At 66.9% G+C, this 444-nt stretch carries 1 pseudogene; it reads left to right on the forward strand.

Annotated elements, in window-relative coordinates:
- Positions 1 to 444, forward strand: a pseudogene (locus CKO27_RS24210) (hypothetical protein); the annotation flags it as partial.

The raw sequence follows: 444 nt of genomic DNA on the forward strand, positions 1-444 counted from the left end.
TGTCCGCGGCCTGCGCGGCCCTGGCGGATCGGTCGCTCTGGCGTTCCGAGACTGGGCCCATCGGCAGGCGGATCTCATCATCTGCCCGTTCGACGGCATGGCCACCTATCTCAAGGCGCATGCTGCGCGGCTGCCACCCCTCGCGGTCGTCAACCACTGGTCGGACGGCGAGGAGATACGGACCGTCGTGCGCGGCTCCAACCCGCTGAGACAGCACTGGAAGCTCGATGACGATTTCGTCGTCGGCTATTCCGGCAATTTCGGCCGCGCGCACGACTTCGGCACGCTGATCGAAGCCGCCGGGCTGCTGCGCGGCGACGAAGGCATCCGCTTTCTTCTCATCGGCCACGGCAACCAGCTCGCCGCCGTCAAGGCGGAGGTGAAGGCGCGCAAGCTCGACAATGTCGAGTTCCGGCCTTTCCAGCCGAGTGCGCAGCTCTCCGA

Origin of the sequence: Thiocystis violacea (assembly GCF_016583575.1) — a bacterium.
GTDB classification, from domain to species: Bacteria; Pseudomonadota; Gammaproteobacteria; order Chromatiales; family Chromatiaceae; genus Thiocystis; species Thiocystis violacea.